21 protein-coding genes and 1 pseudogene are annotated in these 21,442 nt (G+C 53.2%); 8 read left to right on the forward strand and 14 right to left on the reverse strand.

Going from position 1 to position 21,442, the window contains the following annotated elements:
* Positions 1-124: 124 nt before the first annotated feature.
* Positions 125-331 (forward strand): FmdB family zinc ribbon protein, encoded by a 207-nt coding sequence (locus HMPREF2609_RS10345; RefSeq protein WP_004005195.1) that lies wholly within the window; start codon positions 125-127, stop codon positions 329-331.
* Positions 332-367: 36 nt separating this feature from the next.
* On the opposite strand, the gene HMPREF2609_RS10350 is transcribed toward HMPREF2609_RS10345, so the two are convergent.
* From HMPREF2609_RS10350 to HMPREF2609_RS10370, 5 genes are all read right to left on the reverse strand, one after another.
* Entirely contained in the window at positions 368-643 is a 276-nt protein-coding gene (locus HMPREF2609_RS10350; protein ID WP_070448721.1) for an ATP-binding protein, read from the reverse strand.
* 46 nt (positions 644-689) lie between these two features.
* Positions 690-4,517 carry a DEAD/DEAH box helicase gene (locus tag HMPREF2609_RS10355; protein WP_070536793.1) on the reverse strand — a complete coding sequence of 1,276 codons (3,828 nt, stop codon included), beginning with the start codon at positions 4,515-4,517 and terminating at the stop codon, positions 690-692.
* A gap of 143 nt (positions 4,518-4,660) precedes the next feature.
* Entirely contained in the window at positions 4,661-5,116 is a 456-nt protein-coding gene (locus HMPREF2609_RS10360) for a hypothetical protein (protein ID WP_004005199.1), read from the reverse strand.
* Positions 5,117-5,119: 3 nt separating this feature from the next.
* Entirely contained in the window at positions 5,120-6,019 is a 900-nt protein-coding gene (locus HMPREF2609_RS10365; protein ID WP_048754912.1) for a MurR/RpiR family transcriptional regulator, read from the reverse strand.
* Positions 6,020-6,114: 95 nt separating this feature from the next.
* Positions 6,115-7,821 carry an alpha-glucoside-specific PTS transporter subunit IIBC gene (locus HMPREF2609_RS10370; RefSeq protein ID WP_371326048.1) on the reverse strand — a complete coding sequence of 569 codons (1,707 nt, stop codon included), beginning with the start codon at positions 7,819-7,821 and terminating at the stop codon, positions 6,115-6,117.
* Between the two features lie 292 nt (positions 7,822-8,113).
* Between HMPREF2609_RS10370 and HMPREF2609_RS10375 the strand changes: the two genes are divergently transcribed.
* The 3 genes from HMPREF2609_RS10375 (at position 8,114) to HMPREF2609_RS10385 (ending at position 12,854) form a co-directional block, all read left to right on the forward strand.
* Complete coding sequence (locus tag HMPREF2609_RS10375; RefSeq protein ID WP_070536797.1) at positions 8,114-9,004, forward strand: endonuclease/exonuclease/phosphatase family protein; 891 nt, start codon at positions 8,114-8,116, stop codon at positions 9,002-9,004.
* Positions 9,005-9,085: 81 nt separating this feature from the next.
* The gene (locus HMPREF2609_RS10380) at positions 9,086-10,891 is read left to right on the forward strand and encodes a glycoside hydrolase family 13 protein (RefSeq protein ID WP_070536799.1); all 1,806 of its coding nucleotides are present in this window, start codon (positions 9,086-9,088) and stop codon (positions 10,889-10,891) included.
* Positions 10,892-11,021: 130 nt separating this feature from the next.
* Positions 11,022-12,854: a glycoside hydrolase family 13 protein gene (locus HMPREF2609_RS10385; RefSeq protein WP_070536802.1), complete on the forward strand. Its 1,833-nt coding sequence runs from the start codon at positions 11,022-11,024 to the stop codon at positions 12,852-12,854.
* Positions 12,855-12,937: 83 nt separating this feature from the next.
* On the opposite strand, the gene HMPREF2609_RS10390 is transcribed toward HMPREF2609_RS10385, so the two are convergent.
* The 6 genes from HMPREF2609_RS10390 to HMPREF2609_RS10415 all read right to left on the reverse strand — a co-directional run bounded on the left by HMPREF2609_RS10390 (position 12,938) and on the right by HMPREF2609_RS10415 (position 16,886).
* Positions 12,938-13,573, reverse strand: coding sequence for a PIN domain-containing protein (locus HMPREF2609_RS10390; RefSeq protein ID WP_048754915.1), 636 nt, complete (start codon positions 13,571-13,573; stop codon positions 12,938-12,940).
* A gap of 20 nt (positions 13,574-13,593) precedes the next feature.
* A complete protein-coding gene (locus tag HMPREF2609_RS10730; protein ID WP_048754916.1) occupies positions 13,594-14,049 on the reverse strand; it encodes a helix-turn-helix domain-containing protein in 456 nt (151 codons plus the stop codon).
* A 561-nt stretch (positions 14,050-14,610) separates the two neighbouring features.
* Positions 14,611-14,772 (reverse strand): alpha/beta fold hydrolase, encoded by a 162-nt coding sequence (locus tag HMPREF2609_RS10400; protein WP_239664749.1) that lies wholly within the window; start codon positions 14,770-14,772, stop codon positions 14,611-14,613.
* Positions 14,773-14,865: 93 nt separating this feature from the next.
* Positions 14,866-15,336 carry a methyltransferase family protein gene (locus HMPREF2609_RS10405; RefSeq protein WP_048754918.1) on the reverse strand — a complete coding sequence of 157 codons (471 nt, stop codon included), beginning with the start codon at positions 15,334-15,336 and terminating at the stop codon, positions 14,866-14,868.
* A gap of 37 nt (positions 15,337-15,373) precedes the next feature.
* Positions 15,374-16,078 carry an aspartate/glutamate racemase family protein gene (locus tag HMPREF2609_RS10410; RefSeq protein WP_048754919.1) on the reverse strand — a complete coding sequence of 235 codons (705 nt, stop codon included), beginning with the start codon at positions 16,076-16,078 and terminating at the stop codon, positions 15,374-15,376.
* Between the two features lie 169 nt (positions 16,079-16,247).
* Positions 16,248-16,886: a nitroreductase family protein gene (locus tag HMPREF2609_RS10415; RefSeq protein WP_070536805.1), complete on the reverse strand. Its 639-nt coding sequence runs from the start codon at positions 16,884-16,886 to the stop codon at positions 16,248-16,250.
* A gap of 129 nt (positions 16,887-17,015) precedes the next feature.
* On the opposite strand from HMPREF2609_RS10415, the gene HMPREF2609_RS10420 reads away from it, so the two are divergent.
* Positions 17,016-17,363, forward strand: a complete 348-nt coding sequence (locus tag HMPREF2609_RS10420) for a winged helix-turn-helix transcriptional regulator (RefSeq protein ID WP_070536807.1) — start codon at positions 17,016-17,018, stop codon at positions 17,361-17,363.
* A 170-nt stretch (positions 17,364-17,533) separates the two neighbouring features.
* Here the strand turns inward: HMPREF2609_RS10420 and HMPREF2609_RS10425 are convergent, their stop codons facing one another.
* The 3 genes from HMPREF2609_RS10425 to HMPREF2609_RS10435 form a co-directional block, all read right to left on the reverse strand.
* Positions 17,534-18,274 (reverse strand): SDR family NAD(P)-dependent oxidoreductase, encoded by a 741-nt coding sequence (locus HMPREF2609_RS10425; protein WP_070536809.1) that lies wholly within the window; start codon positions 18,272-18,274, stop codon positions 17,534-17,536.
* Positions 18,275-18,529: 255 nt separating this feature from the next.
* A complete protein-coding gene (locus HMPREF2609_RS10430) occupies positions 18,530-18,883 on the reverse strand; it encodes a hypothetical protein (RefSeq protein WP_070448733.1) in 354 nt (117 codons plus the stop codon).
* A 35-nt stretch (positions 18,884-18,918) separates the two neighbouring features.
* Positions 18,919-19,389 (reverse strand): MarR family winged helix-turn-helix transcriptional regulator, encoded by a 471-nt coding sequence (locus HMPREF2609_RS10435; RefSeq protein WP_246825653.1) that lies wholly within the window; start codon positions 19,387-19,389, stop codon positions 18,919-18,921.
* A gap of 306 nt (positions 19,390-19,695) precedes the next feature.
* Between HMPREF2609_RS10435 and HMPREF2609_RS10440 the strand changes: the two genes are divergently transcribed.
* The 3 genes and pseudogenes from HMPREF2609_RS10440 to HMPREF2609_RS10450 all read left to right on the forward strand — a co-directional run.
* The gene (locus HMPREF2609_RS10440; protein ID WP_070536813.1) at positions 19,696-20,388 is read left to right on the forward strand and encodes a hypothetical protein; all 693 of its coding nucleotides are present in this window, start codon (positions 19,696-19,698) and stop codon (positions 20,386-20,388) included.
* A gap of 10 nt (positions 20,389-20,398) precedes the next feature.
* On the forward strand, positions 20,399-21,112 hold the full coding sequence (locus tag HMPREF2609_RS10445; RefSeq protein WP_070536819.1) for a hypothetical protein: 714 nt from the start codon (positions 20,399-20,401) through the stop codon (positions 21,110-21,112).
* Between the two features lie 11 nt (positions 21,113-21,123).
* Positions 21,124-21,442: pseudogene (locus HMPREF2609_RS10450) on the forward strand (uracil phosphoribosyltransferase); the annotation flags it as partial.

Below are 21,442 nucleotides of genomic sequence, written 5' to 3' on the forward strand. Positions count from 1 at the left end.
CGCTAAGCCCCGCGCGGCACGCCACCCAAGTCGAAACCGGGTGAGGTTCGCGGTACACTCTATACGCAACACACGGCAGCCGCCGCGCTCGCGGCTGCCCTAGGATCTGTCATTCAGGAGAACCATGCCGGTCTACGTTTACCAGTGCAAAAACTGTGGGCACGCTTTCGAGAAACGCCAGTCGTTCAGCGAGGACGCCCTGCGCACCTGCCCGCAATGCGGTGAAGACACACTTCGCAAACGCTTCAACACCGTGGGCGTCGTCTTCAAAGGATCCGGGTTCTACAGCACCGATAAAGGTTCCAGCTCAAGCTCATCTCAAGCAGAGTAGTCACACGAAGAATCGTTCCCTCCCTGTACTGCGGCACTAGCCCCAGTGCGGGGGTTTTTGTTCGCGCATCCACTCTAGACGGGCACGTTCTTCGGGGGTTAAATGTTCCTGCGCCGAGCCGCGGGTATGCCGCAGGTTTCCTCGATTCGCGGCTGACTTCCCGGAGGTCTCTTTGCGTGCAGGCGTTGGCGTATTCGCATGAAGCGGTGCGTTCACGCCCGCGATGCGCGGCTCGTCCCCTGCTAATGTGCCTCCCCCGCTGGCACGACGATGGCCTCTGCGCGGTTTCGGTGTTGGAGAATACTCACCCATAGGTTCGTCCTTTCAGCTCTGCGCTGCCGGGAGGGTGCAGAAGCGCCTAGTCTGCATATATACCCAAATACCGTAGGATACGCGCCACCACTGCCTCGGGATCGGCGAAAACCTCCAAGGTGTTAAGGGTTACGTAGTTCCAGCCCGTGCGGCTCAACCTTTCAGGAACCAGGCGAGTATGCTCACGCACGCTCTCGGTCGTGTAATCAAACAGCACATCCGACCCCACCATGAGCGGCATCCGCTGTGCGCTCTCCTGTTCAGATTTGGTATGAATGAGCTGTTGCGGTGCCAGCGCGATAAAGGCGATCTCGTCTTCGCCGGGACGTACCCGAACGCCGCGTTCGCGCAGGCGTGCTACCGCATCGTTAAGCAGCCAGTCCTGAGTTACCGGATCGGTTGGCTCGTCCTCAGTCTCTAACCAGGCGTTAGAGGCGAGAACGTCCTCACGCGGAGTCTGCGCCGCAATCTGCTGCTGGTTCTCCTCATATGCGAGCATCAACCGGTACAGATCCAGCGCACCCTCGTGAAGTTTCTGCGCGTTCATATCGGCTGGGCTCACGCAGCTGACAATATGCGTGGCGCGCCGTGCGCGAGTGAGCCCCACTACGAAGCCTTCACGACCGTGCGGGCCCGACAGCAGCCCCAGATTATGGGAGCTCTGCCCCAGCCGGGCACGCCCCACACCCAGCGAGAAAATAACGGTATCGCGTTCCAGCGACCCCGCGCGGTTCACATCCACCACCCGGAAAGACTCGGTACCGGGCTTGAAAAACTCGGCAAGCTGCGGGTACGTATTCAAGGCTTGGCGCACCGCCCCGGCAATCCGCTGGGCATGCTTCGGGCTCGCCGTCACCACCGCCAAAGAACGTTCGGGACGACGGTAGGCGTGCTCAAGCACCAAACGGGTTACACGGTCCACTTCAACGCTCGGGGATTCCAGGTTCGCGTTATCGCTCACCTTCCCGCGCGTATCAATATACTCAATACTCAGCGTGCTCACGGGCTTGCGGGATGCCGGGCTCACCGGAATTTCGCGCAGGTGAGACCCATAGAATTCCCGATTCAGGTAGTCGAAAAGCACGCGGTCAAAGGGACGATGCACGAGCGAGAGCGTGCGGTTCGGAAGCAGACGTGAAAGCGCCCCAAAAGTGCTCTCCAACCGGTGAGAATCCGATGCTGGTGCACCCGAAGTTGGCGCCGAAACAATAAACGGCGCAGGGAACCCGGCATGAGGATCGCCCACGGCGATTACCTGATCCGCGCGCGTAATCGCTGGAAGGTTAGCCGCCAGCGGGGTGGACTCAGCATCCAGCAGGATAACCGCATCAAAACGCATCGACATGGGAACCCGGCGCGCCAGCGAAAACGGACTGGCAGTCCACAGCGGCAGCAAAGTACGCGCCATGACCGGAGCATTCACCAGAAGCGACTCAAGATCAAACTCACGGCCGCGCAGCTGACTCTTCAGATACGAAGCCTGCTCGGGGAATTCTTCGATACGTTCCGTCCACAACCGTGCCGTATGCGCCAGTAAACGCGCCTGGGCGCTCGACATATGGGCGTAGTCCGCGCGGCGGAAACGAGCCTCAATATCGCGCAGCTCGTCGCCGTCAAGAATTTTTTCGGCGTGCTGCTCCAGAAGCTCTTCAAGCGCAGACTGCCACCAGGCGAGTTCGAGTTCCGATGTCACCTCGGATGCGTTTGCCTCACGCTCACCCAGCTCGTCCAGAAAATCGCTCAGACCCGCATTCGTGAGCCGCCCTAAGAGTACGTCACGTTCGGGCAGACTCATGAGCACTTCGCGGTCGTTGAGCAGAGCATCCAGGCGGGCTTCGAGCTGGTCAAGATCCGTATGCACAAAGTCGACGCCTTCGGCGGTATCAGGGAGTATGATCTCAAGCCCCGAAAGCTCTGAGCCCAGCGAGTGCAGGGCGTTCGCCAAAGCATCCAGGTTATCGGGAATCTTCGGGGTGCTGGGCGAATCAAGAAGCCGAATCCACTCAGCACGCTCGGTCTGCACAACTTTGAGATGTTCATGCAGATCGCCAATATGCACTCCCGGCAAAATATACTCTTTTGCCGCTCGACGCAGGCGCGAACGCTGCATACTGCTCATGTCGATACGGTTTTCCCGTCGCCATGAGCCGGATGCGGTGGCCGCAATCAGGTCGGTCACCGGGCGGTCGTACACCTCTGCCCGGAAGCGTTTAAGAGTTTCCCGAATGCGAATCAGAATAGCAAGCTGCGCATCCCAATCGGCGATAGTACGTGCCCGGCGCAGATGCAGATCCGCGTTCATGGCGTTCATCGCCTCGCGCAGGGAAAGAAGCGAGGAACGCAGGGTAATAACGAGGGCGTAGGCGTCCGCCGCCTCGTCTTCGTTGAGCAGGCGGGCACGGTGCCAGGGCGAGGTGCGGGTTGCGCGTGTAAACCCGTTCAGTTCCGCAAAACGCACAATATCGGCGGTAATGGCTTCGCGGTCTTGCAGGGTATCAAGTAACTGACGGCTAAAACGCACCTGGGTCTGCGGCGCGCTCTCCTCAGAGGCGAGTTCGGCCACTCGCTGCAAGGCTTCACTGATAGAAATATGCCACAGCGGGTCGCGCGCCGTCAGTGCGTGAGTGTGATCTGTGAGCGCCGTGCGGGTTTCGATCAGCTCACGATTAAGATTTGTGGAATTAGGCTCTGCGGTATTCTCGTTACGCACGATAGCGCGAATAAACTCGGTTCGCTGATCTTCGGCAGTGTGTTCTGCCAGCAGATCGTAGCGCAGATCGTTAAGCCCGGTGCGTCCCAGAAGCTCGCTAAAGGATGCGAGGGTCGAACGTTTTTCTCCCACGACCAGAACCGATTTTCCACGCCCCATCAGGGTTGAGGCGATATTTACGGCGGTGCGTAACGGTTCTGTTCCGGGTGCGGCTGTCACAGTCATCGAAAATCCGCTGGCGGCGGTATCAATAATATTCTGCGCCACGGGGTCTGCGTCGAACAGCAGCGTTTCTTGGGCGGGATCGCGCTGGTTGAGGGGCTGCTGCAGGTTGTGCGCGTTCATCTCGCGCGGCTGCGCACCGGGAACTTTGAGCGCCGCAAGATCGCGCACGAGCGGGGTATGCGCAGTGTGCGGCAGCTCCCCCATGCTTTCCTTCAGATCTGCAAAGGTTGAGATAAAATACTTTGATTCTATGGTCATCCCTGGAATACGCCCGGCGGAGGCACGCATCCGCTCGATCACGGGTTCAGGGTCCAGGCGTGACATTGAGTTGGCGAGCTGCGCAACATCCATAGTGCCCAGGTCGATCTCATATTCCTGTTTGATTTGGCGCACCATAGCGGGGTTCAGGCGTGCAGAACCAGCTAGCTGCAGCTCAAAATCATCGCTTGTCGGATGCGGTGTCAGGTTCAGCGGCGCCATCAGAATTGGCGCGATAAACCGTTTTTCAGAGGCTTTGGCATCATCGCGCATCGCATGCGATAACCATGATGCGGTGCCCGCCACAAAATACCCGGCATCGAGCCCGTGCCCGGTCGAGAGCTCATAAATTTTGGTGCGCAGGGTACGCGCGGCACGCATCTCATGTCCCAGCAGAGACTTATCGCGAATCAGGGTGGAAAGACGTGTTTTGCGTCCGGCCAACAGCTGCGCAAGCCCGGAAGGGTTAGCGTCACTGAGATTGATGTGTACGTAATCGACCTGGTTGAAGTCGAGCATCGCATCCGGCCCGGTATACACGTCCATCTGCTGCGCCCAGCGTTCAAGACCCCCCGAGGGGTCGAAGGCGGGAGAGCTGGGATCCAGGTATTCCGGCTGGAATTCGGCGCTGCGGGGTTCCTTAGCAGCGGTGTTCTCCAGTGTATCCGGGGTTTCGTTCACAGTGTGCTCGTCCTTGGATGATTCGTGGTGAGTGTGGGGATAATCTTACATAACATCATACGGTGGCTCTAGCTAATTCCCGTGTATCCGGTGTGCTTTTCCACGGATCAGGCCGGGGAACGGGCGTTCCTCACGTACCGTTATCATGCCGACCAGAGGCGTATATTTGCGAAAAGTACGAGAAGGGTTACCAGCCCGAGGAAAATCATTGAGGCGATAAAAACCCATCGATAATTGGGGGCGAAGGGTTCCTCAGGAGCCTCGCGCAGTGCCCACCAAAGGAAGAACGCAAGCAGGGCACCGGGCAGGTTCCCTGCAAACACCAGCATCACCAGGGTATAGAAGGCAATCATGCGTTCGGTGTGTTCATTCTCGCTCGCAGCAAATTTGAGTAGTCCCGCGAATAGAATCGACAGGCACCCGTTCAAAAATGCTACAGCATAAAACGGAATATTGATCGCAGCTTTGAAATCCAAGCCGGAGTTGGCGGCGCCCAACAGAATCCACGCAAAGAGCGCCAGGGGCATGATGATGAGATACCAGAAAAGGTATCGACGCATTTTCTGCGGATTATTGATAAGTTCGAGGATTGCGATCACGGGCTAGGTCTCCGATGGGTCTGTGTGCTGCCGATCGATAGCTGCTGCACCAGCTTGGGCACGTATATCGGCGACGTCGAGTGCCCCGGTTTCGGCGCTAAATTCAGAACTTTCAAGAACCTGCGCTGTTTTGGTGGAGTTGCCGCGCTGTTGGGTTTCAACATGGTCGATATACCGGCGCACAATATAGTCCAAAAGCACTGAGAGCGCCACGAACGAGTGGTAAGGCTTGCGCTGGGTACTCAACTGGGTGGGGGTGGTTTGGTAGTGCAGTGAGTACTCGGCGTAGGAGGACATAAAGTTCACGCCAATAGCGGTAATTGCGATCATGGGGATTTTCCGCAGTGCCAGCATTTTGACGTGTTCGCGCATATTTTCAGTCTGTCCTGAGAAGGAGACAAGAATCACGACATCGTCCTGATTCATAGCGCTCATGGTGCTTTCAAATTCATTGCGTGCAGGAATCACATGGCAGAATTTGCCGCAGACCTGCATAGACTTAGCAAATTCTTGTACCGCGTTTCGTTGCGCGTACCCAGTTCCGAAACAGTAGATTGTGCGCGCCGTATGAAGTTTCCTCAAAAGCCCGGAAAGCTCCATATGTTCCAGGTAATCGTAGGTGCGCAAAATATCTTCGCGGCCGCTTTCGATAAAACGCGGGTTATAGGGTTCCGACTTCGTCAGGGAAGATTTGATGAAGTATTTCAGCTCGGCAAAACCCGAAAAATTGAGCTTCTTGGTGAGCCTAATAATGGAGCTGGTTGAAGTATAGGTCTTGTGCGCGAGGGAGTTGATAGTCGCCTCCGCAACAAATTCTTCGTTTTCAAGCATGAACGCCAAAATATCGCGTTCGGTATCGCTGAACCTGTGTTGGTTCGCGTTCACCACATCTTGTAAATCCACTCAAAAGCTCCTGAATCGAAAACGCGCAATACATAAATATTACAACGTCTTCGATTCAGGAGCTCGGTAGGTTTCCCTAGAAGGTGAATATAACCTTACTCTTTGGTGTTCACCATGGTTTCAAAACGCTCGCGAACCTGCGGAACGTCCATACCCACAATCACCTGGAATGCCTTGCCCTTGCGCACAATACCGAGGGCTCCGGCATCCTTGAAGGCAGCATCCGAAGTATCAACCAGGGATTCATCCGCCACCGAGACACGCAGGCGAGTAGCACAGTTGTTCACCGTGGTGATGTTATCGGCACCGCCAAGCAGTTCGAGGAATCCTGCCGCTCGCGGGGCATACAGATCTGCATCGCCAGCGTCATCTGCGGATGCGGCACCCTTCTTCTCGGCTGCCTTCGCGGCCTTGTATTCGGCTTTCGAGTACAGCTTCGTTTCGCCACCCTCAGCCTCGCGACCCGGGGTCTTGAAATCGAACTTCAGAATGAGGAATCGGAAGAGCAAGAAGTAGATGACGGTGAAGGACAGACCCACGCCGATCTGCATAAGGTAGGTAGGCCAGTGGTTCTGCCACAGCGGAACCCAGTTGAGGAAGAGGAAGTTATCAAGCAAGCCACCACCCATGTTGCCTGAGAGGCCAAGCATGTACATGATCGACGCCATCGAAGCCGCCAGCACCGCGTGAACAGCGAACAGCGGGGGTGCCACGAACAGGAAGGTAAACTCCAGCGGCTCGGTAATACCGATCAGCATTGCGGTGAGGGTCACCGGGATCAGCAGGGCGAGAACTTCTTTACGCTTCTCACGGCGTGCCGTGGTGTAGAAGGCGGCCGAGATACCGAGGGGCGCGAAGATCTTCGAGTTACCGTGCAGTGCGAAACCGCCGCCGGGGAAGAGCTCGCGCAGAGGCTTGTCGCTCTTGGCAAATTCGCTGATGTGGGTCGGCCAATCCTTCACGATGCCGTTCGGGGTCACAGCGTTACCGAACATGAACGGCGAGTAGATGAAGTGGTGCAGGCCGGTTGGAATCAGGATGCGCTCCAAGAAAGTGTAGATCCACACGCCTAACGCGCCGGAGGCGATGAAGAAGCCCTGCATGCTTGCGATACCATGCTGAGCGTAAGGCCACAGCCACGCGAAGATAAAGGCGATGGGCATCATCAGGAAGAAGCAGATCGCGTAGACGAACTGGGTGCCCTGGAAAATACCGAGGAAGTCGGGCAGCTTCTTATCGAAGTATCGGTTATGGACCCACACCACGATCGCGGAAATGATGATAGCGCCGAAAATACCGGTATCAATCGTCTTAATACCGGCGATAATTTTCAGACCGGTACCGTAAGAATCCGAGTTATCTAGCGAAATAGAGGTGTTGTAATCCAGCTGGAAGAATCCCGAACCGCCTTGGCCCCAGAAATTCAGCATACCGGCCACCAAATAGTTGAAGGTCAGATAGACCATTCCGGCTTCGAGGACGGCACGAGCGTTTGCGGTCTTTGCGAGCGCAATCGGCAGACCCAGCACGAAAAGGAGCTCTATTTGCCGGAAAACGGTCCATGCGCCGTCAAGCCAAACAGTCCACGCTTGGTACCAGAAGGTATCTTCGTTCGCGAGATCGCCAACAATATTTGGGAGGGTGGCAACGGTGCCGATACCGACCGCTAGGCCAGCGAAGGCGAAAAGAAGCACGGGCGCCAACATGGCGGACCCGAACCTCTGAATTTTTCCATCATAAGGCTGACGCCCTTTCTGGTTGAGAGTGAGCGGGCGCCTAGGTGTCTGCCGTGTGTTGGCCAGGAATTACCGCGCGATGCGCCCGCGCGTGTGGTGCAATGTTTTATTTAATAGCAATATCATGTCATCTTTTACGGACTAAAACCTCCTTGATCGGGTTTTTTGGCATAGTTTTTCAGAACCCGAAACATGTCCCAGTACCGGGTAAAAGTATTGGTGTTTCCGGTGAGTATTTTGCTGCGTTATTGACCATGCAAATGGTTAGCATATAAAAGTAGCTTTCCACCGACATTTTCACGAAGTGCAGAGGGCGAGAACCGCGTGTTGTCCCCTCACCTTTATATTTCTAGAGACGATGCGTTTTCTTACTCTTAACACTCACAGCTGGTGCGAGCCTCACCAGATCGTTAAAATTCACGAGCTTGCCCGTTTCATTGCCCACCATCGGGTTGATGTTATTGCGTTGCAGGAGGTGAATCAGTACCTGCACTCCCCTATTGTGGATACGCCACTGGGGTACCAAGGCGGGGCCAGTATTCCTATCCGCGAGGATAATTACGCACTTCTGCTCGTGCGGTTCCTGGCTGATTTAGGGGTTCAGTACGAATGGGCGCTAACCGAAACCCATATTGGATGGGAACGGTATGACGAATGCGTAGCTGTACTCTCTCGTATGCCTATCGAGCGCATCGAGCCTATTGTGATGAGCCCGCAGTATGACTACGATCAGGTGGAGCGCAGGTCTTCTCTAGCGGTTCGGGTTGGTACTGATGCGGGTTCCGTGTGGTGTGCAAGCACCCATATGTCGTGGTGGGATTTTCAGGGCGAACCACTTTTCGCACAGGAGTTTGCGCGGCTTTCGCAGGCTCTCACCGAGTGCGGTCAGGATGCGCCCGTTCTGCTGGGCGGCGATTTCAACACGGCGGCGCAGGCGCGTGGCGAAGGGTACGACCTTGTACTTTCTTCTAACCTGGTGGATACCCGTGAGATTGCCGAGCGTACCGATGGTGAGTTCACCGTACATCGCGGTATTGCCGGGTGGGAAGGGCAAGAGGAAGCCAAGCGAATTGACTTCGTGTTTGCCGACCGCGCGGTGAAGGTACTTTCGCATGCGGTGGTATTCCGCGATAATTCTCCTAAGGCGATTTCCGATCACAGTGGCGTGTTGGTGGAGCTTGACGAGTCGAGTTTCGAGCCCACTGCCAGGATGCACCCCGTGCCGCCGCCGCAGGTACAGCCCGGATAGTGCGGCGACCTTAGGGGTTTCGCAGCTTAGCGCGTTTCCGCCTTCAGATTTTAAGATACGTATTCCGTGGAAGGACAGCTCATGAAAACCGAAATTCAGTGGTGGCAACAGCCCGTTGTGTACCAGATTTACCCGCGTTCCTTCAACGACTCCAATGGCGACGGCATCGGCGATCTGCCCGGTATTACCGAAAAAATTCCGTATCTGGCGAAGCTGGGTATAGATGTTATCTGGCTTTCCCCAATCTATGCTTCGCCGAATGACGATAATGGCTACGATATTTCGGATTATCGGGCGATTATGACCGAGTTCGGCACAATGGCTGACTTCGACGAGCTGCTGGCGACCGCACATGAGCACGGCATCAAGCTCATGATGGATTTGGTGGTGAACCACACTTCGGATGAGCACGAATGGTTCCGTCAGGCACGTTCTGCGAAGGATAACCCGTACCGCGACTACTATGTGTGGCGTGACCCTGCCGGGTTTTCTGAAGACGGCACCCCGATTCCGCCGAATAACTGGATTTCCTGTTTCTCACCGTCGGTCTGGGAATGGGACGAGGGCACTCAGCAGTTCTATCTGCACTATTTTTCGGTGAAGCAGCCCGACCTCAACTGGGAAAACCCGAAAGTACGTGAAGAGGTCTACGACATTATGCGGTTCTGGCTTGATAAGGGCGTCGACGGTTTCCGCATGGATGTTATCAACCTGATTTCTAAGGATCTTTCCTTCCCGGATGACCCCGCCGTCACCGCAGGAGGGCTAGATAATTCTCTGGCGGTGGCCGCGAACGGTCCGCGTGTGCACGAGTTCCTGCGCGAAATGAACCGCGAGGTACTCAGCAAGTACCCGGTGATGACCGTGGGTGAGACTCCCTGCGTGAGCGTGGAAGATGCCGCCCTGTACACAGGTTTTGACCGCCACGAACTGCAGATGGTGTTCCAGTTCGAGCATATGGATGTGGATGCCAGCGCAGGCGGCGCTACCGGCAAATGGTCGGATACTCGTTTTAACCTGGTGGATTTGAAGAAGGTTCTCAGCCACTGGCAGACGGGGCTGCACGGTCGCGGATGGAATTCGCTGTACTGGAATAACCATGACCAGCCGCGAACGGTTTCACGTTTCGGCAATGACTCCCCCGAGTTCCGTGAGGTCAGCGGTAAGATGCTCGGCACGGTTCTGCACATGATGCAGGGAACTCCATACATCTATCAGGGTGAAGAGCTGGGGATGACCAATGTTTTCTTCGACTCGGTAGATGACTACAATGACCTAGAAATCCATGATTCCTGGCGTAAATACGTGGTGGAGTCCCAGCGGGTTAGCCCCGAGGATATGCTGCGGTACATCAGTGCTTCGGGTCGAGATAATGCGCGAACACCCATGCAGTGGGATGCGAGCGAAAACGCGGGCTTTACGACCGGCACCCCGTGGCTGAAGGTGAACCCGCGGTATACCGACATTAACGCCGCCGAAGAATTGGCGAACGATGATTCTATTTTCTATCACTACAGCGACCTCATTCACCTGCGCAAAGAGCACCCCATCGTGCTCACTGGCGAATACCGTGTGCTCAACCTCGAGGATGAGCAGGTGTACGCTTACCTGCGTGTGAATTCAGCGGAGGATGCCGCCGTATCCGGCGAGCGCGCCCTGCTGGTGGTTGCTAATTTCACCCAAGAAACACTGTCTTTGCCCTATGCAGACGGTCAGCTCGCTTCCTTGGCGCTCAAGAACCCGGGTGTGCTGAAAATTGAGGAGCTTGCGGCCATGGGAGAAGCGCCCGAACTGATCAGCTCAAACTACCGAAATGAGCACGGCGAGTTCACGGACGAAGGCACCACTCTGCGACCCTATGAGGCAAAAGTGTATCTGTACCGGTAGGGCGTAGAGTGCGCGGCGAGTGGCGCGCTGGCGCATCCTGACTAAAAATTTTACAGACATACCTGCGGCAATGCGGCTTACGGGGTTCCCCACTAAGCCACACGACGCAACCCTTAACGAAAGGCTTCTGATGAGTAGTGAAACCACGACTGAAGAGCGTGCGGTTCCTTCCTACGCCGGGCGGCAGTGGTGGAAGGAAGCGGTGGTCTACCAGGTGTACCCGCGTTCCTTCAACGACTCTAATGGCGACGGTATCGGCGACCTGCCCGGTATTACCGAAAAAATCCCGTACCTGGCGAAACTGGGCATTAATGTTATCTGGCTCTCCCCCGTGTTTGATTCGCCGAACGTTGATAACGGTTACGATATTTCCGACTACTTCGACATTATGAGCGATTTCGGAACAATGGAAGATTTCGATGAGCTGCTGGCGACCGCACATGAGCACGGCATTAAAATTCTGATGGATTTGGTGGCGAACCATACTTCGGATCAGCATCCGTGGTTTGTGCAGTCTCGTTCCTCAAAGGATAACCCGTACCGCGACTACTACATTTGGAAAGACCCCAACGGGTTTGATGAGAATGGCGCCCCGATTCCTCCGAATAACTGGGCTTCCGAATTCGGTGGCTCCGCCTGGGAGTGGGATGAAGCCACGCAACAGTTCTACCTGCACATTTTCTTCAAGGAACAGCCCGATCTGAACTGGGCGAACCCGAAGGTGCGCGAAGACCTGTATGCGATGGTGCGCTGGTGGCTCGATAAGGGCGTGGATGGTTTCCGGCTGGACGCCATCAACATTATTTCTAAGCCCGAAGGTTTCCCGGATGATCCTTCCACCGATTTTGAGAAGCATACGTCGTCGATCCCGTTTGTGATTGCGAACGGCACGATGGTGCATCCGTGGATGAAAGAGCTCAACCGTGAGGCGTTCTCGAAGTACGATGTGATGACCGTGGGCGAAACGAGCGCGACCAGCCCCGAGGACGCGAAGCTGTGGGCAGGCTACGATGCGGGCGAACTGCAGATGCTCTTCCACTTCGACCACATGGGCGTCGATAACGACCCCGAAGGTTCGCTGGGCGGCAAGTGGTCGTATGCGCCGTATAAGCTAACCGAGCTTAAGCGCATTCTGAACGAGTGGCAGACGAAACTTGAGGGCAAGGCGTGGGGTTCGCTGTACTGGAATAACCACGATCAGCCGCGCGTGGTCTCGCGGTTCGGCAACGATTCCCCCGAATTTCGGGTACTTTCAGCGAAGCAGTTGGCAACCACCTTACATTTTATGCAGGGAACCCCCTATATTTACCAGGGTGAAGAACTGGGCATGACCAATGTGCGATTCGAGTCGATCGAGGACTACCGCGACGGCGATTCGATTCGTTTCTACGAGGATATGCACGTGGATCATCAACGGCTCAGCCACGAGGATGCGATGCGCGCTATCTACATTAAGGGTCGTGATAACGCCCGCACTCCAATGCAATGGGACGACTCGGCAAACGGTGGGTTCACGAACGCGGGAGTCGAACCGTGGCTGAAGGTGAACCCAAACTACCCGCAAATTAATGCGCAGGCTGCCCTGGACGATCAGGATTCGGTGTTCTACCACTATCAGGAATTGGCGAAACTGCGCCGCGGTGAGCTCAAAGATCTGATGGTATACGGGTCGTTCGCACCCGTAGATTCGGTTGAGGTTCCTCATGCCGAGGATGAGCAGGTGTACGCCTACACCCGTACCGGCGGCCCGGACGGCACCGACGCGAACCAGTCTCTGCTCGTGGTTTCTAACTTCACGTCTGATTCGGTGGAGCGCACCTTCTCGCTGCTGGATGATGCGCGTGCAGCCGGGGCGTCCGTCGAACTGGTGCACTCCAACTACCGGGATGATACCGGCGCGCTGACCGATGCGGGCACCACCCTGCGCCCCTACGAAGCGAAGGTCTACCGCATCGTGAAGTAGGTTCTTCTGGTTCTTCTCCTATAGAAATGCTCTCTGCTAAGTGTGGAGAGCATTTCTATAGATTAAGGGTACAACGCACAGATTTATCTATACCGTTTTGCGATCATTCGGTCAACAGTTATATGCACACGCGGCATATTGACGATATTTTTCAAAAGATAATCAGCAAATTTTTCTGCCTGCGATTGGCGAAGCTGAGATATTAAATCAACGTTTCCCTGGCGGTCTAACCAATACCTTACCTCCGAGAGGTATAACTGAACCCAAAAATCAGGTGTTGTAAAATCCACGAGCTGCATCAGGATATTATCAGCGCTCATAATGTCGTATCCTAAGTTCTCGCCTGCCTCCGAAAGCCCGTATGCGATAAGAGCTTTATCATTCGTTGCTAAGGCATCAACATTTCCTGCAATTGCAGCAGCATGAACATGCAAATCCTCCGGGTCGGGATAGTTGGGCACCTCAGGTACAGGAAAACCTCGAAGTATGCAATCATTGCCGCCACAGGATTCAATGATCTGCCGACGCCATTTTTCGATAACTCCTTCATCGAGAGTGGGGTTGTTGTTCCGTGTATGGTTTCCCCATTCGTCTAATATTCCTTGTGAAATTAGGACTTGAAATCTACCTTGCGAATAGAATGCAGACTTTAGAATCCAATCTCGTAAAGTTTTGGACATTAATATATTTGCATCAAGCAAAACACGGTACGTCTCCACGCTAGCCCCGTTCTTTCACCCTAGAGACCCATTTCATGCTCGAAGTCACGAAGTTTATTAAAGGCATCAATTTGCTTTTGAAGCTGCTTCTGACGGAATGCATCAACATCTGCCGTTAAGAGACGCACGTGTGAGCGCACTTTGTGGGCTGGAATTTTCCCTTCACGGATAAGCTTCATTAAAGTTGGACGGGAAATCCCAAGGCGCTTTGCGGCCACTGTCGTCGTTAACTCTTGTGGAACGCTCACCAGGCTAGGCTCCTGGTCATTAGCAAGCATCGTAATCATCTCTGCGATCAGTGAATTCAGCTTAGGCCCAAGCTCCTTCGCTTTATCTCCCTCAATACTCACCTGAACAGAAATATGTTCTGCATCAGCTGTAGCAAGTTCCGCAGCCAAAATTTTGACGTCACGGAGCTCCTCAGCATCTTGCCTGACCTCTGCAAAGGGCTGGGCAAGCGTGTCTGTAATAGTCACGGCGCACCTCCTGAACTCTTTACGACCGTTACCCCAGATTATAAGGTATCTATAATATCTGCAATATTTTGCATTTTTTACAGATAAAATCCCGGTTTCCTCTATTTCCAGACGAAGGTACCGTTTTATGAACTTGGGATTTACACCTGCGCTGCTCTCTTCCATTTTCGGATGTGCATACAGAAGTTGGTGAACGGGGCGACCGTGTTAAGTAGCTTTTTATCGCTCACCTCTCTCTCCTCCTCAGCCCTAAGCCGCCCGCGTATACTTGCACACCGGTTTAGCAGCAAAACGCTACTGCATGATCAGTCCACCGTCCACCGTCTATGAGCTTCCCGTCACGTAGCTGGCCTCGCCAGAGAGCCAGAATAGCGCCGCTGCGGCAGTAACATACACGTGGTTTTTGGTACAACCTGTAAAAGTACCTGGGCGTCTTCCCTAATCAGAGATGTTTTTTGCCTGCCCGGCCGATACTGCTACTCCCACCGATCACCAGAAAGTCTTGTTCTCAAAGCGCTTCTCGGGGTTCATTTTTATGCTGTTCGTTCAGTATGACAAGAGTTATGTTTCGACGAAGTCGCGCACTATATCCACAAACCGTTCGGGGCTCTCTTTCTGAACCCAATGTTTATGATGCTCAAAAATTTCGACCCGTGTATTCGGCATAGAAGCGGCTGCCTGCTTCACATCAACGACTTTGACGCCGGGGTCCTGAAAAGGCACACATACGATAGTGAGTCCCCAAACCATTCAGAGTTTCGGTTGGCAGGATGTATGTACGTAAGCCAGCCATACACAGTTTTGGCAGGTGCTGGGCTATACCCAGCGCCGCACCCGCTGGCGGTACTGCCGGTATTCTGTACCGAATTTCTGGGTGAGAACCCGCTCTTCGGGAATAATCTGAAAACGCGTTATCCAGACGACGAAAAGCACCACCCCGAGCACAGCCTGCACCTGCCACAGCCACACCGCCCACCCGGTAAGTATGCAGGCCATACCCAAGTACATGGGGTTGCGGCTTAAACGGTATATTCCGGAGGAGACAATGTTTACGGTGCGTTCGGGGGCGAACGGGTTCACTGTGGTGCGGGCACGTCTAAATGACAGCACCCCCACCGCGTCCACCGTTAGGCCGAGTACAACCAGTGCAAGGGCGGGAACCAGCAGCAGCGGTGGTCTTCCTGTCAGCGGCGGCACCCCGCAGATGAGCCACATCAGTAAGGCGCACAGTGCCCCAATAAGTGGCGGTGGAACTTTATATTCAAGGGCTGCAGCTAGTCTTTTCATGGGGAGCAAGTTATTTATTTCGGTCAAGAAGCGGGGTTTATGCGGGAGGCGGCGGCGTTAACACTGCCTCTACTGCCGCGAGCGCGTGAATGGTGGTGCTGTCAAAGACCGGCAGCGGGGTCTTGTCCGCTTCTACTGCCAGGCAGAGTTCGGTGCACCCCAGGATCACGCCTTGGGCGCCCTGCTCCTTCAGCCCTGTAATGACCTGCTGAAGATACTGCACGGCTTCAGGCTCCACATGGCCCAGGCACAGCTGCTCAAAGATGATGCGGTTAGTCTCTGCCTGTTCTGGTTCAGCCGGCACGATCGTCTGGATTCCTTGCGCCGCCATGCGCTCGGTGTAGAACCCGTCGCTCATGGTGAAGGTTGTGCCCAGCAGCCCCACCCTCTGCAGCCCCTGCCTTTGGATGGCGGTGGCGGTGGCATCAACTACGTGCAGTAGCGGTACGGTGGTGGCACGCTCTATCGCGGGGGCAACCTTGTGCATGGTGTTCGTGGCCACCAGCAACAGCTGCGCACCCGCACCCTCAAGTTTTGTGGCGCTTGCCGCCAGCAGAGCCCCAGCGGCTTCCCAGTCACCGCTTTTTTGCAGGCGCACGACTTCCTCAAAATCTACACTGTGCATCACGATGTCGGCGCTGTGGTTGCCTCCGAGGCAGCGGTTGACCTCACGGTTAATGATCCGATAGTACAGGGTGGTGCTCTCAGGGCTCATGCCGCCGATAATGCCTAGAGTTTTCACGGTGCACGCTCCTTTTATTGTCTTCTGGCGGGTATTCCTCATTGTAGGGTGAGCCCTGTAACCCCGTCTATAGAGAAGGTTTTGCATTCAAAATGCATATAGAATGTGCAAGATACTTCTGAATAGAAAAGCGGCATCCCACCATATACGGGGCGGCAAATCGGAGATCTTAAGGTTGCTCTGAGGGAGGGGCATTCCACACCGTTACGCGCTCCGCCTCATGCCGTAAAGTACGATGTCCTTCTCGTGTTCCGGAGCCTACAGCAATCATCATAATGTCAAGATATCGGCTTGGCAGGCGCAGCATCTCACGCAATTCTGCACGCTGATACCCCGTCATAGGTACCGTATTCCACCCGGCTTCCTGCGCCGCCAACATAAAAGTCATCGCCCAGAGCCCGCAGTCTAAACCTAAAAATTTCTGTATTTCCTGCTCGCTACGCGGCTCATAAAATTCAATAGCGGCGCGGGTCAGCCTCTCACAGATTTCTTGGGAGAAGCATCCAGCAATATATTCTTCGTGATGTATTCGACTCAAATTATCCGCGCAGTATGCTTGTCGATCACCCAGCAGAATCAACACGGCCGATGCAGTCATAATCTGCTGCTGGTTATACGCAATAGGCAACAGCTTTTCGCGTGAATGCTGCTCGGTTACGATCACAACCCGCCACGGCTGCGAATTATTACTGCTGGGAGCCTGGTTAGCAAGATCAATAAGACGGTATATTTCCTCGTGGCTTATCAGGCAGGCCGGGTCAAAATATCGAGTAGAGCGACGGTCACGTATAAGGTCTTGCAAAGTCATGGGTAACATTTTCTCTTCGGGTGATTACAAAATTCAGTATAATGTACAAAAAATGCATTAAAACATAACTTACTTATAGGTTCTATACATACTTTTAGGTAAGTTTTAAGTATTTACGGTAGGTTTTTAATGAAAAAAATTTCTGCAATAGAGATGGCAATGAATCTGGTGGGAGGCAAATATAAGTGCCTCATTCTCTACCACTTGAGCGGTGGGGCAAAACGCACCCGCGATCTACTTCTGCTACTTGAAGGGATCAGTTCAAAAGTGCTAACTGAGCAGCTCCGTCAGCTCGAAGAAGATGGGCTCATCGAACGCACTGTATATGCGGAAGTACCACCAAGAGTGGAATACACACTAAGCGCGGAAGGGCAAACATTTCTACCGGTGCTACAACTCATGTGTGATTGGGAATGGGAATACGACTCTAGGCATCAAGGTATTGTGAAACCTTGTACATCACGCATAATTGAGTAAAAATATAGATATTCATATAGCTAAAAATCTTCGTCACACTTTTCGATCAAAAAATGCCTTTATGTGAATGATGCGTTAGAAAATGTTTTATTCACATAAAGGCACTTTTTAGCGCTTACCGAGGGCTAAACAGCTATGCACGTATTCACGCACCGCCTAGCAGCAAAACACTACTGCATGATCAGACCGCCGTCTACCGTATACGAGCTGCCGGTCACGTAGCTGGCCTCATCAGAGAGCAGGAATAGCGCGACCGCGGCGGCTTCACGCGCATCGCCCACACGTTTGAGGAGAACGGCCTCGGCAAGCCGTTCCTCGAATTGGGCGCGCATCTCATCGGGAAGAACCGACCGCAGGTTGCTCGTAATCGGCCCGGGAACCAGGCTATTCACCCGAATATTGCGCGGTGCAAGCTCGGAGGCCCATCCACGCGCCGCCGCCAGAATAGCAGCTTTTGTTGCGGCATAGGCAGAGACTATAGGCGCTCCCTCATAGGCCGCCGTCGAAGACGTCACTAGCACCGAACCACCTTCCTTCACATATGGAGAAAGCGCGCCCATTTGGATCATCGGTGCCACCACGTTCACCTTAAATATCTGGTCGAGAGTCGCCTGATCCATCTCTTCCAAAGGACCTCCGGCTGCGTATGCGGCGTTGAGCCACAAACCATCCAACGCACCGGCTCGCTCCACCACAGGCACGATGCGCTCCAAAGTGTTGCCATCTGAAACATCATCCAGAACGGCGGTAGCGTGATCGCCCAGCTCGGCTGCTGCAGCCTGCACATGGCTTTCGGTGCGGCCCGTAAAAATAACGTGTGCACCCTCTTCGATCAGACGTTTTGCGCCCGCCAAACCAATACCGCTGCTCGCGCCGGTAATCAGAATGGTCTTGTTTTCAAAGCGTTTCATGGGTTTCCTCCTCGTTTTTATGTTCACTCGATGACTAGATTCACGAAGTATTTGGGAGTACAACGCTCTTTTTAACACTACAGATTGAGGACAGAAATACCTAGAGTTTTGTTTAGAAGGACCGAGTGGTCAGAGTACATTCGGAGCAGGTTTCCTCTGTGATGCACAGCTCCGCGTCCCAGTACCGCTGGCTGAGCCGGTGCACATGGGGGCGCATATCCTGCGGGCAATCCTTCCCTTCATTGAGGTCTATCCCTATACGCCCGGAATCGAAAGCGCAACGACCGTGTGGACTGCCGCGCTGAGCGAGGGGAAGAACACCATGCCCCATTCTTTGCGGGTCCAGCCGATAAATGCATCACCCGCCTGTACGACCGCAAAAGTCACAAGAAGCAGGGCGACGGCACCGCCTCGAAAATAGAAGGGTGCAATAAGAACAGCTATTCCAGCCGGTATGGCGCGCACAGCATACATGTATACGTAGAAACGAGTATTAGCGTCAACGGAAGAAGCGTGAACCATAAGCCCGGGGCGGCACAGAGCCAATACCGCACTGGCGATTGTTACGAGTGCAGAAATAGTATTTATAGTTAGCAAAACGGGATTCATATCTAAGTCTCCGTCGGTAGCTTTTCGTATTTGTTTTATTCCTTAATTTGTTCAGATAAAACATCGAGAACTTCAAGAGCGGCAATAACAGATTCATACTGATGTACCCCGCTCCATTGCTGAACCTGTTGGCGCCAACGTTTTCGGATTTCCGCTAATTTCTGCTCGCCGTGTTCGGTCAAGGAATACCGCGGGGAACGTTTATGCGCGGGATTTTCGACGGACATAACCAGCCCCTCATCCCGCAGGAGGTTGAGCTGCTTTTGCACACCCTGCCGGGTTATTCCCATACGTTCGGCGATTTGAGGAGAAGTACTCGGTTCTTTCGCCATCGAGATTGCACCTAATACTTGCCAGCGTGCAGTTGTGAGACCGCTTTCGGCGGCGAACCGGTCTCCCCATGCGGTGAGTGTTCCGTTCACACGGAAGATCTGCACCACGAGTTCACTCAGTAATGAAGCATCCATTTTTCCTCCAGCGGCAATTATGACAACCAGTTTACACATATGACAACTGGTTGTCAATGACTGACGCGAGGGCTCATTAAGACAGAACACCATAAAGGACAAACATACAGAGCAGGAGTAAAAACTTACAGCAGGAGTATGGACCCCTCTCCCAAAGAAAATCTGCGCTCCTGATTTACTATCACCTAAAGAGGCACCCCTAATGAATAACCCTCAACAAGGCGTTAGAATCCTAATGCTTTTAGATAAAGATTATTTTTCTTGTTAGATAAATTCAAAAATGTTTTTTGAGAATATTCAGGGAGCTTCCACAGAATACCCAGGCTATAAGCTTAGGGTGAATCCATGACTATTGATGAGAACTTTCCAAAACCTGAGCATGGAACGATCCAGGCTCAAGATGTTCATGAGATAGAGAAAGAATCTGAAACGGATTCGGCTGAGAAGCAGAATTCGTTTCCTCCTGCTCTTATAGCTGTGCAGACCATAAGGACTGCTCTTGAGTTCATGTTAGTAATGCCATTACTCCCTTTGCTCACTATTGGTCTTGGAGGTTTCCTTCTCTTCCTGCCTTTTGGTTTGCATTTTATTTTGCAAGCTGTGGCATGGTCACGGGCAAAGAAAGAAACTCGGATCGCTTGGATTGTAGGAATCAACATTTATAGCCTGATGATTGTTGCGCCTATTGGTGCTTTCTATACGTGGTTCATGATGAAGCTGCAGGTGGCAGCTCCAGACATAACAGGTGTTGATATTGGACTATTATGGTGGTTTCTAGGTGCCTGCGTTCTTGAAGCTGTTATCAGCATCGTCATGATCGTCGTGATGAATGTAATCAAGAGGAATGATCTTCGTGATTTTCAAGGCAAAAGGATTACTGTCGCTAAACCTCGAATATATGCCGATACTCTACACGGTTCTCAGGGAAGGGTGTACGAGTTGGTTGATGATTCAACACCTTTGAAGGAACATCGTAAAGATTTAAGCGTTGAAAATCCCCGGCAGCACGTTAACGTTAGGTCGCAGAAGAAAGATTAGGGTGAGCACTATGAGCACCGATAAGAATTTTCCGATAGTTAATGATGAGTTTGCTATAGGCCGGGCTCAAAACGTTCATGAAATAGAGAAAGAATCTGAGGCAGATTCGACTGAGAAGCGGAACTTGTTTCTTTCTATCTTTATAACTGTGCAGATTATTAGGCTAATGCTCGAAACCACGCTTCTCCAGGGTGTGATGATTTCCGCCCTTCCCAATGATTCTGGTTATGTTGATTTTCGAGTACTTCTTCTTATGCTCATCCTTTTTTCGCCCTTTATCGTATATATTCTGCTGCAAACTGTGGCATGTATAAAGATGATTCGGGGAACCAAAACCGCATGGGTTTTGGGGACAAACATCTATAGTCTGCTCATCGTTGCGCCCCTTGCTACTTTTTATACATCGTTCGTTATAGAGGTGACGGCTTCAAATGTCGATATCCGACCATTACAGTGGATGCTAGGTGCCTGCGTCCTTGAAGCGATCATGAGTATCTTCACGATTATTGTAGTGAGTATATATAACTGGAAAAATAAAAAACTATCCTCTCATAATAAAAATATGGATACTGATAAACGCCCAACGCCAGATAATACTTTATCTGGTTTCAAGAATGCAATATACGAAACGGATGATTTAAAAACCCTGAAGAAGCACCATGAAGATCCGATTGTAGAAATTCCTTGGCAGCGCGTTAACGTTAGGTCGCAGAAGAAAGATTAGGGTGAACAGCAATGAGCACCGATAAGAATTTTTCAGCCACTGATAATAATGATCCGCAGCCTCCCGTGGAAAAGCAAAGTGCATCGGGCAATAATCCGGAGAATGCCCATCAAGATCCCAAATATACACAGCTATACGGCTTAGAAGGTATTGAGGGTAAGATGTCCTTGGAGCCTCAGGCTGGCTCGGAACCTCAGGGGACCAAGAAAAAGGAAGAATCTCATGAGCGCGTACCAAAACAGTTCGATATAGACCCCAACACCCGTGAGCCTCTTCTCATAGCACAGGCCATCAGGAATGTTCTAATTATTATTCCTGTGCTCATCATGC

It is taken from the genome of Rothia sp. HMSC058E10 (assembly GCF_001809415.1).
GTDB lineage: Bacteria > Actinomycetota > Actinomycetes > Actinomycetales > Micrococcaceae > Rothia > Rothia dentocariosa.